The 508-nt window shown below is 65.2% G+C and carries 1 protein-coding gene; it reads left to right on the top strand.

The window, feature by feature from the left end:
- A partial coding sequence (locus tag B3873_RS19410) for a phage baseplate assembly protein V (RefSeq protein WP_286868369.1) occupies positions 1–508 on the top strand: 508 nt, incomplete at both ends.

Raw genomic sequence — 508 nt, 5'->3', positions numbered from 1 at the left:
CTTCGGGCAGCGTATCCGAGGACGACCTGAAGGCAGGGACCTACCGCAACAGCTTCGTGGCCGTGCGTGAGGTAGTCCCCATCGTTCCTGCTGCAATCACGGAGCGCCTCAAGCCCACGGCGCGTGGCACCCAGACTGCGCTGGTGACCGGCCTGCCGGATGCGGCCGTTACCACGGACCGCAATCACCGCGTCAAAGTCCAGTTCCACTGGCAGCGCGGGAAGTCGCCCAATCCGGGCGGCTTGCGCGAGACAGGCAACCTCGATGACAAGGACGGCAATGCCCCCGGCAACGACGCCTCCGGCACCTGGGTGCGCGTGGCAGAAGCGCAGTCCGGCCCCAACTGGGGCAGCCAGTTCACGCCGCGCATCGGCAGCGAAGTGCTGATCGATTTCATCGAGGGTGACATTGATCGTCCCGTCGTGGTCGCACAACTTTACAACGGCAATGATGTGCCGCCCTTCCCGGCAGGAGCCGAGTCTGACGCCAACCATGCCGGCACGATTTC

The organism is Herbaspirillum sp. UBA812, from assembly GCF_002296545.1.
Taxonomy (GTDB): Bacteria; Pseudomonadota; Gammaproteobacteria; order Burkholderiales; family Burkholderiaceae_D; genus Herbaspirillum; species Herbaspirillum huttiense.
The sequence above is the reverse complement of the archived record's forward strand: the minus strand, read 5'-3'. Positions and strand labels throughout refer to the sequence as shown.